The organism is Myxococcus sp. CA005, assembly GCF_006518205.1.
In the GTDB taxonomy this organism is placed as follows: Bacteria; Myxococcota; Myxococcia; order Myxococcales; family Myxococcaceae; genus Myxococcus; species Myxococcus xanthus.
The window spans coordinates 1-8,023 of the sequence record NZ_SRLV01000160.1 but is presented as its reverse complement, the minus strand read 5'-3'; the positions used below and the strand labels follow the sequence as shown (position 1 = coordinate 8,023).

The window sequence follows — 8,023 nt, the reverse complement described above, 5'->3', positions numbered from 1 at the left end:
ACGACGCCCAGCGTGACAGGCGGCATTCTCGTGAGTGCGGGTGCCGCGGGCGCCACCGCGAATCCCACGGGCGCAAGCCAGGCCATCTCCGCGGGCGGTGGGGGCGGCGCGTGCGGTGGAAATGGTGGTTCGGGTGGTGGCGGGACGCTGGCCGCGCCTCAGCCGTCCGAGGCCGGGGCCGCCGGCTATGACCTCCGGACTGTCACGCCCACGCCGGAGAACGTGTTCCTGTAGGTCCTGGCGGTTTGGGGGGGATGCGGGCGGCTCGCGGGCAATCAGCTCGCGGGCCGTTCGTGTTTCCGGAGCATGGTTCCGCTGTGCATCAGTCCTGATGTGGTGCGGGGTTCCACGTCAGGGCGACGTAAGGGGCGGCGGCCTCCTCGGGAGGCTCGGCGTCCACCTCGAAGCCCAGGCGCTCGTACAGCCTGCGCGCGGGGTTGGTTCGTAGCACTCGCAGCCGGAGGGGGACGCCTGCTTTCCCGGCCTCGTCCCGCACCTGGGTCAGCAGCCGGGTCCCCACGCCGCTGCCTTGGTGTGCGGGTAACAAGGCGATGTCCACCACCCGCCACGCCGCCGCGTCCTTCGCGACCAGCAGGCGCCCCACGGGTTGGCCTTGGAGACACACCAACTGGTGGTCGGCATGAGGATGGCGGGCCGCCCAGTCGTGCGACTGCGCCACCCACTGCATGCGGAGGAAGGCGTCGCGCTGTGCGGGCGCCCAGCCCCAGGCGGCGAGCTCAGACTCCCGGGTGCTGGCGTACAGCGCGAAGAGGAAGGGGGCGTCCGCAGCCGTCGCGGCGCGCAGGTCGATGGACACGGTGGCGAGCAGCATGACTCGACGGGCGACGACGCGTCCATCAGCGGACGGCCACCGCGGTGCTCCGTCATCCGCCCAACGGTGGATGCAAGCAGCGGTAAATCCGGACGTCCTCGCAATCGTGGTTGGACGTCAGACCCGGATGAGATTTTCGGGAGCAGTTCCCGAAGGAGCCACACGATGAAGAAGACGCGAGACGAGGCACTGAACCTCCAGGAAGTGGGGGACATGGAGGCGCGGTGGCGGGGCCTCGCCACCCAGTTGCTGGAATTGGGGGACGACGCGATGGATGCGCAGCTGCTGGTGGCCTTCCGCGCCGCGCGTGAAGAAGGGGTGGTGCCTCCCGATGCGGGCTTCTTCCTGGTGGCCCACATCCTCACCGCCATGGCGGACGAGGCGATTGGTGACGAACCCCGCGTGTGCCGCCTGGCGCTGGAGCTGGAGTTGATGGAGCGTGAGTACGGCGTGGAGCAGGGCGTCTGGCTCAGCGGCGAGGAGACTCCACCCGAGGACTGGGAGGCCCTGCGCGCGGCGTATGAGGCCGCTTGCGACGAGGCCCGCGCCACCTTCTTCACTGCCTATGGCGAGGAGGAGATGGCCCGCCTCTACCTGGATGACCGCATCTGCTTCCACCGCCGCTTCGAGAGCGGGCGCCGCTTCTTCCACGGGCTGCCCATGCTTCCCGAGCATCTGCACTGACTCTCAGTTCTCAAATTCTCTCATTCGAATGATGTGAGCCGTCTTTCACGCATCTCAGGCGGAATGTTGCGGCTACAAAGTTTGGATTAGCAGGACTTCAAGCTAGCTCAACGCTGCGTTGGTGAGGCGGCTTGCAGCGTCCTGGCCTTTTCCTTCGCCACACCCTATTCCGGCGCTCGCTTCCGGGTGGCGGGTGGGGTGGCGGGGAAGAAGTCAATGCATACCATACCCTCGGTGTGAAGACTCGAAACTCCAAGGCGAGTCTTCAGCAGCTTCGCTGCTCGGCGGCGCGCGTCTCTGGCTGAAGTCCCCTCCAAGGACCCGGGGCCGCGCGCCGCCGCTCTTTTTTCCGAGGGACGGTGGCCTGGGCCGCCACGGCGGGTGGTGGCGCTAGATTCGCGCGCCATGACCACCGACTCCGCCCACCGTCTCCTGGACCTGCTGTGGGAGCGCTACGCCGCGGAGGTGCCCTATGCGCGCACCTTCGTGCAGCTCTCAGGGGGCCGCTTCCGCAATGACCATGTCGCGCTTCGCTCGCTGGCCCGGCCCGGTGGTGGCATCGCGCTCTTCTCGCAGTCCTTCATCCGGCTCGGCTGGAAGGCCGCGGGCGCGTACACCTTTCCGGATGCGCACCTGTCCGCCATCTATTTGTCACATCCGGCAGGGCTGCCCCGCATCTTCATCTCCGAGCTGAAGCAGGAGGAGCTGTCCCCGCGCGCTCGCGAGCTGCTCGCCCGGCTGCCCGAGGACCCCGCGCCTCCCGAGGACGTGGACGCACTGGCCGCGTGGTTCGGCTCGCCGCCCCCTCCAGACGAGGCCGCGCTGCTGGAGCTGGAGAAGGAGTCCCAGTATGGCGCCTGGCTGCTCGCCTTCGGCCGCAAGGTGAACCACTTCACCGGCTCGGTGGACGACGTGGAGGCGTGGCAGAAGCGCATGCGCGAGGCCGGGGTGCCGATGAAGGCCGACATCGAGGGCGCGCCCGGGACGTCGCTGCGGCAGACGGCCACGCAGGCCGCGCCGCTGCCCGTGTTGCTCGAGGGCGGTGGCTCGCGCTCCTGGCCCTACGCCTACTTCGAGATTGCCCAGCGCACGCCGGACTTCGACGGCTTCCTGGGCCCCCAGGCCCGGGCGCTCTTCGACATGACGAAGCGCGGCGGGTAGCTCCGGGTCATCCTCGCCGGCCAGGGGCAATCAGCGCGTTGAGGACGTGGTCGCGCCACTGGCCGTCGATGAGCAGGAGCTCCCGCGCGATGCCCTCCACCTGGAAGCCCAGGCGCTTCAGCACCGCGGCGCTGCGCAGGTTCTCCGGCAGGTGGTTGGCCTGGAGCCGGTGCAGGCCCATGACGTTGAAGGCGTAGTCACACAGCGCGCGCAGGGCCTCCGTCATCAGGCCCTGGCCTTCGTAGCGGTGGTCCAAGCCGTAGCCCAGGTCCGCGGACTGCAACGGACCGCGGCGGATGTTCGTGAGTGAGATGTTGCCGATGATGGGCGACAACTGGATGGACTGTTTTCGCGGCAGCAGGAACACGCGCAGCGACAGGTCGAGCCGGAAGTCCTCGCGGTCCTGCGCCAGCCGCGTGCGCCAGTACGTCACCGAGAAGAAGTTGGCCGGCCGTGCCGGTGACACGGTGGAGACGTGCTCCCGGTTCGCCTCGTGGTACGCGAGCACCCGCCACGCCGCATCCGGTGGGAGCTGCACCAGATGCAGGCGTTCGGTGCTCAGCAGGTTGAAAACTGCGTCTGGGCCCATGGCGGGCATTCAACTCCGGCGTCCGTTGGATTTCAGCGCCGAGGCGTCGTCGGGGGCTCAGCGCCGCTGCCGCCAGTGGCCTCCTCCCCTCCACGCGGGAGGATGATTTCAACGCGCCGGTTGTTGGCGCGGCCCTCTGGGGTGGAGTTGTTGGCGACGGGGCGGTACTCGCCCAGGCCGCGCACCTGGATGCGGTCGCGACTCACGCCCTGGCTGATGAGGAACTCCCGCACGTGCTCCGCCCGCCGGTAGGACAGGGCTTCGTTCATCGCGTCCGAGCCCATCGAATCCGTGTGGCCTTCGATGACCATGGGACTGTCGGACACCTTGAGCGCGTGGGCCACCTCCGTCAGTTGCTCACGCGCCGTAGGGAGCAGGTCCACCGCGTTCGACGCGAACAGCACCTGCCCTGACATCGTCAGCACCAGGCCTCGTTCCTCCTCGCGGACCTTCACGTCGCGCGCCGTCGACTCCAACTGTGTCAGCGCCTCCGTGGCGCGCTGTTCCGCGTCGAGCCGCGCCTGTCGCTCGCGTTCCAGCTCCCGCTCCACCTGGCGCCGTGCCTCCTGCTCCGCTTCCAGCTCCGCCGAGCGCTGGAGCAGTTCGTGGTTCTCCTGGGCCAGTCGCCGGGATTCGGACTCGGCCCGCGCCCGGCGTTGCGCTTCTTCCTGAAGCCGCGTGGTCTTCTCCGCCAGCCGCCGCGACTCCGCTTCCTGCTGCTGGGCCAGCCGCCGCAGCTGTTCCGCCTCGTGCTGGCGCCGCTGGGCATCCATCCGCATGCGCTCGGCTTCCTGTTGCTGCGTCACGGCGTGCTGCCGGGACTGTTGCTGTTGCTGGAGGGCTTGCAGCCGCTCACGCTCGGCCTGGGCGAGCTGCTGCCGGGCCGCATCCAGCTCCGCCTGCGAGCGCTGCCACTGCCGCGCCTGCGCTTGCTGGAGCGTGGCCTGGGCCTCCGCCTGACGCCGCGCCGCCAGGTCCGCGGTGCCGCGTGCCCCCGCCGTCTCGGACTTGCGCAACGCCACGTAGGACAGCGAGCGGGTGCGAGGAGAGTCCTGGCTGCGGTCGTACTCCCGCTCGGCTTCCAGCAGCGCATCTCGCGCCGCCGCGACGTCTCGAGGACGCTCTCGGCCCTGGGGGCTGGTGGAGACCTCCTGGTAGGCCGCGCGCGCGTTGAGGAGCTCCTGGGGCGGTGGTGCGTGTGCACACCCCACGGCGGCCAGCGCCGTGACGCCAGCGAGGGCCTTCCATCCACGCTTCAGCATGTCGCTCTCTCCTGTCGAGGTTGGCTGCTCACGGCTGGCCGCGGCGCAGGGACTCCGCCTGGGCGGCCAAGCGTCGCGACTCGCGCTCCAGCGGGACGGCCCGGGCCAGCGCCTGTGCCAGCTCAGCGTCCGCCTCGGCCTGCATGAAGCGCAGCTCCGCGGCTTCCTGTTCGCCTTCCACCCACAGCCGCTCCGCGTCGGCAATCTGCTGCCGGGCGAACTCCAGGTGTAGGGCTGCTTCGGGGACTCGGGCGGCGCCAGCGCCTTCCGCCGAGCGCAGCGAGGCTTCCGCCTGCACACGGTGCTCGTTCGGCGCGGGAAGCACCTGCCGCCCGGCGCATCCCACCATCGTCAGGCCCAGCAGCATCGCCGCCAGCTTCAGGCGCATGGTTTCACCTCCTGCCGCTCGAGGACGTGGACACGCGTCATGGCGCGCCCAGACGTAGAGGTGGGCCCTCGGAGACAGGCCGGCAATCCGACCGTGGCAGGGTTGGCCGAAGGGCGGGCGAGCAGCCTTGCAAGCGCCTTCCGGGCGCACCGGGGCACTGGCCGGCGTGCGCCGCCGGGGGTAGAGAGGGCGACATGCGCCTGCACCTGGTCGACGGCACCTACGAGCTCTACCGCGCCCATTTCTCGCCCCGTCCGGGCCATGCCGCGCCGGATGGACAGGACGTGAAGGCCACGGTGGGGCTGATGTCCTCGCTGCTCGCGCTGCTGCACGACGCGGACGAGGCGGTGACGCACGTGGCGGTGGCGTTCGACAACCCCATCCGCTCGTTCCGCAACGCGCTGTTCGACGGCTACAAGAGCGACGAGGGCGTGCCCCCGGAGCTGCACGCGCAGTTCGACCTGGCGGAGGAGGCCGTGCGCGCGCTGGGCGTCACCGCGTGGTCCATGAAGGAGCAGGAGGCGGATGACGCGCTGGCCACCGCCGCGGCGCGCTGGGCGGACACGGTGGAGCAGGTGCGGCTGCTCACGCCCGACAAGGACTTGGGCCAGTGCGTGCGTGGCAGCCGTGTGGTGCAGGTGGACCGGCGGCAGGAAAAGGTGCTCGACGAGGACGCAGTGCGCGCGAAGCTGGGCGTGCCCCCCGCGAGCGTGCCGGACCTGCTGGCGCTGATGGGCGACGCGGCGGATGGCATCCCCGGACTGCCGGGCTTCGGGGAGAAGGGCGCGTCGGCATTGCTGAGCGCGCATGGCCACCTGGAGGACATTCCCGCGGAGGCGTCCGAGTGGAAGGTGCGTCCCCGGGGCGCGGAGAAGCTGGCAGCGACGCTGCGCGAGCACCGTGACGCCGCGCTGCTCTACCGCCGGCTGGCCACGCTGGTGACGGACGCGCCGCTGCCGGGCACGTCGTCACTGGAGGACCTGGCGTGGAAGGGCGTGCCGCCCGCCGTGTACGAAGCGTTCTGTGACCGGCTGGGCCTGACGACGCTCAAGCGCCGTCCCAAGCGCTGGGCGCCGTGAGCTCGTGCAGGGGCAGCGCCGTGGGCGCATGGCGTGGCAGCCGCACGGTGAAGGTGGTGCCCGTCTCCTCCTGGGAGCGGGCCTCCACCGTGCCGCCGTGGGCCAGGACGATGCTGCGCACGATGTAGAGTCCCAGGCCGATGCTGCGCCGGCCCTGGTCCTCCGGGCGCACCGTGGCGCGCTCCAGCGGCTCGAAGATGCGCGGCTGCCGCTCCAGGGGAATCGCCGGGCCCAGGTTGTGGACCTCCAGCACGACGCCGTCGTCATCGCCTCGGGACGTCACCCGCACGGGCGTGCCGGGCGGGCTGTACTGCAAGGCGTTGCCCACCAGGTTGCCAATGAGCTGCGCAAGCCGGTCCGGGTCCCACGTGCCCACGCCATCTCCGGTGCGTTCCGTCTCCAGGTGACGGTCGGGCCAGCCGGCGTGCACCTCGTCCAGCACCGTGCGAACGACTTCGTGCAGGTCCATGGGCTGCGGGTACACCGGAAGCCCCGTTCCCTGACGCGCGCGGGTGAAGTCGAGCAGGTCGCGAATCATCCGCGTCGCGCGGTCCGCCGAGCTCCGGATGCGCTGCGCCTGACGCGCCTGCCGCTCATCCAGCAGTCCGCGCTGGAGCATCATGGACACCGCCAGGCTGATGGCCCCCAGTGGGTTGCGCAGGTCGTGGCTGACGATGCCGATGAGCTGCCGCTCGAAGTCCGCGCGGGCCTTCATCTGCTGCGCCAGCTCCGACTCCTTGTGCCGCGCCAGGACGGAGTCCGTGACTTCCACCGCGAACAGGATGACGGCGGCCAGCCGTCCGCTGGCGTCCCGCATCGGCTGGTACATGAAGTCGAAGTAGCCTTCCGGCGGAAGGGCGCCGGGCACCTGGGCGATGCGCACGGGCAGCTCCCGCGCGCTGAAGGGCTCGCCAGTGGCGAAGACGGTATCCAGCAGCTCGAGGACGTTCTGGCCCTCCAGCTCCGGCAGGGCCTCGCGGAGCGTGCGGCCCACCAACTGCCGCTGGCCGAAGCGCTGCCTCAGACGCGCGTTGGCCACCACGCAGCGCTGGTCCGGCACGCTCAGCACGCCGAGCAGCGCGGGCACCTGTTCGAAGAGCGTGGCCAGCATGGCGCGCTGCCGGTCCGACTCCTCCCGGGCGCCGCGCTCCAGCTCCAGCAGCCGGGCCCGGGCGGCCTCGGCCTCGTGGCGCTCGGTGACGTCCTGCATGGCGCCCACCACCTGCGTCGCGTTGTCCTGCGCGTCGCGGATGATGTGGCAGCGGTCCGCCACGTAGGCCCAGGAGCCGTCTCCGCGCTGGAAACGGTAGGTGTCCTGCCACTCGTGCTCGGGGCCCTCCACGGTGGCCTGGAGGCTGGCGACGACGCGCGCGCGGTCGTCCGGGTGCAGCCGTTCCTCCCACCAGCGATGCTCGTCCCGGATGGTGCCGGGGGCGTAGCCGAAGACTTCGTGCAGTCCGCTCGTCCAATCCATGAGGCCCGTGCGCGGGTCCCACTCCCACACCGCGTCCCGCGTGGCGCGCGCCGCCAGCCGGAAGCGCAGCTCGCTGCGCCAGGCGCGCTCCTCGGCGGCCTGGACCTCCGTCAGCGTGCCTTCCAGCCGCCGGCGTCGCGCCCGTTCATCCTCCAACGTCTTGCGCCGGCTGCGCTCCCACTGCGCCAGGGCCTGGACGCGCGCGGCGAACTCCACCGGGCGGAAGGGCTTGAAGACATAGTCGTTGGCCCCCGCGGACAGGCCCTCCACCACGTCCTCCGCGCGCGTGTTCCCGGTGATGAGCAGGACGGGGATGTGCTCGGTTGCGGGATTGCTCCGGACGAAGCGGCAGACCTCCAGGCCCGACATGCCGGGCAGGTGCCAGTCCAGCACGAGCACCTCGGGCACGGGCCCCTGCGTCAGGGATTCCAGCAGCGAGGCTCCGTCCAAGAACCCGGTGACCTTGCAGTAGGGCTCCAGCGCGCGGCAGATGGCCTGGCTCTCTACCGGACTGTCGTCGAGCACCCAGACTCCGGGAGGGGAGGGTGCGACGC

Annotated in this window: 8 protein-coding genes and 1 pseudogene; 4 read left to right on the top strand and 5 right to left on the bottom strand. The window is 70.6% G+C overall.

What is annotated here, in order from left to right; translation table 11 throughout:
- Window positions 1-234 (top strand): annotated as a pseudogene (locus tag FMQ63_RS36405) (collagen-like protein); the annotation flags it as partial.
- Between the two features lie 88 nt (window positions 235-322).
- On the opposite strand, the gene FMQ63_RS36400 reads toward FMQ63_RS36405, so the two are convergent.
- A complete protein-coding gene (locus tag FMQ63_RS36400) occupies window positions 323-832 on the bottom strand; it encodes a GNAT family N-acetyltransferase (protein WP_011550467.1) in 510 nt (169 codons plus the stop codon).
- A gap of 165 nt (window positions 833-997) precedes the next feature.
- On the opposite strand from FMQ63_RS36400, the gene FMQ63_RS36395 reads away from it, so the two are divergent.
- Both FMQ63_RS36395 and FMQ63_RS36390 read left to right on the top strand, forming a co-directional pair.
- Window positions 998-1,516 carry a hypothetical protein gene (locus FMQ63_RS36395; protein ID WP_026114062.1) on the top strand — a complete coding sequence of 173 codons (519 nt, stop codon included), beginning with the start codon at window positions 998-1,000 and terminating at the stop codon, window positions 1,514-1,516.
- A gap of 405 nt (window positions 1,517-1,921) precedes the next feature.
- A complete protein-coding gene (locus FMQ63_RS36390; RefSeq protein ID WP_011550469.1) occupies window positions 1,922-2,677 on the top strand; it encodes a DUF1338 domain-containing protein in 756 nt (251 codons plus the stop codon).
- Between the two features lie 7 nt (window positions 2,678-2,684).
- Here FMQ63_RS36390 and FMQ63_RS36385 read toward each other — a convergent pair whose 3' ends face one another.
- The 3 genes from FMQ63_RS36385 to FMQ63_RS36375 are packed head-to-tail and all read right to left on the bottom strand — an operon-like array spanning window position 2,685 to window position 4,916.
- Window positions 2,685-3,275 (bottom strand): GNAT family N-acetyltransferase, encoded by a 591-nt coding sequence (locus FMQ63_RS36385; RefSeq protein ID WP_011550470.1) that lies wholly within the window; start codon window positions 3,273-3,275, stop codon window positions 2,685-2,687.
- A gap of 23 nt (window positions 3,276-3,298) precedes the next feature.
- On the bottom strand, window positions 3,299-4,528 hold the full coding sequence (locus FMQ63_RS36380; RefSeq protein WP_011550471.1) for an OmpA family protein: 1,230 nt from the start codon (window positions 4,526-4,528) through the stop codon (window positions 3,299-3,301).
- Between the two features lie 28 nt (window positions 4,529-4,556).
- Complete coding sequence (locus tag FMQ63_RS36375) at window positions 4,557-4,916, bottom strand: DUF4398 domain-containing protein (protein ID WP_020479064.1); 360 nt, start codon at window positions 4,914-4,916, stop codon at window positions 4,557-4,559.
- Window positions 4,917-5,110: 194 nt separating this feature from the next.
- Between FMQ63_RS36375 and FMQ63_RS36370 the strand changes: the two genes are divergently transcribed.
- Window positions 5,111-5,995, top strand: a complete 885-nt coding sequence (locus FMQ63_RS36370) for a 5'-3' exonuclease H3TH domain-containing protein (protein ID WP_011550473.1) — start codon at window positions 5,111-5,113, stop codon at window positions 5,993-5,995.
- On the opposite strand, the gene FMQ63_RS36365 is transcribed toward FMQ63_RS36370, so the two are convergent.
- Window positions 5,964-8,023, bottom strand: a 2,060-nt coding sequence (locus FMQ63_RS36365; RefSeq protein ID WP_228556566.1) for an ATP-binding protein, incomplete at its 5' end; no start/stop codon positions are given. The genes FMQ63_RS36370 and FMQ63_RS36365 overlap by 32 nt on opposite strands.

Coding starts and splice junctions, on each gene's coding strand:
- FMQ63_RS36400 (WP_011550467.1), bottom strand. CDS start 832: ATGCTGCTCGCCACCGTGTCCATCGACCTGCGCGCCGCGACGGCTGCG.
- FMQ63_RS36395 (WP_026114062.1), top strand. CDS start 998: ATGAAGAAGACGCGAGACGAGGCACTGAACCTCCAGGAAGTGGGGGAC.
- FMQ63_RS36390 (WP_011550469.1), top strand. CDS start 1,922: ATGACCACCGACTCCGCCCACCGTCTCCTGGACCTGCTGTGGGAGCGC.
- FMQ63_RS36385 (WP_011550470.1), bottom strand. CDS start 3,275: ATGCCCGCCATGGGCCCAGACGCAGTTTTCAACCTGCTGAGCACCGAA.
- FMQ63_RS36380 (WP_011550471.1), bottom strand. CDS start 4,528: ATGCTGAAGCGTGGATGGAAGGCCCTCGCTGGCGTCACGGCGCTGGCC.
- FMQ63_RS36375 (WP_020479064.1), bottom strand. CDS start 4,916: ATGCGCCTGAAGCTGGCGGCGATGCTGCTGGGCCTGACGATGGTGGGA.
- FMQ63_RS36370 (WP_011550473.1), top strand. CDS start 5,111: ATGCGCCTGCACCTGGTCGACGGCACCTACGAGCTCTACCGCGCCCAT.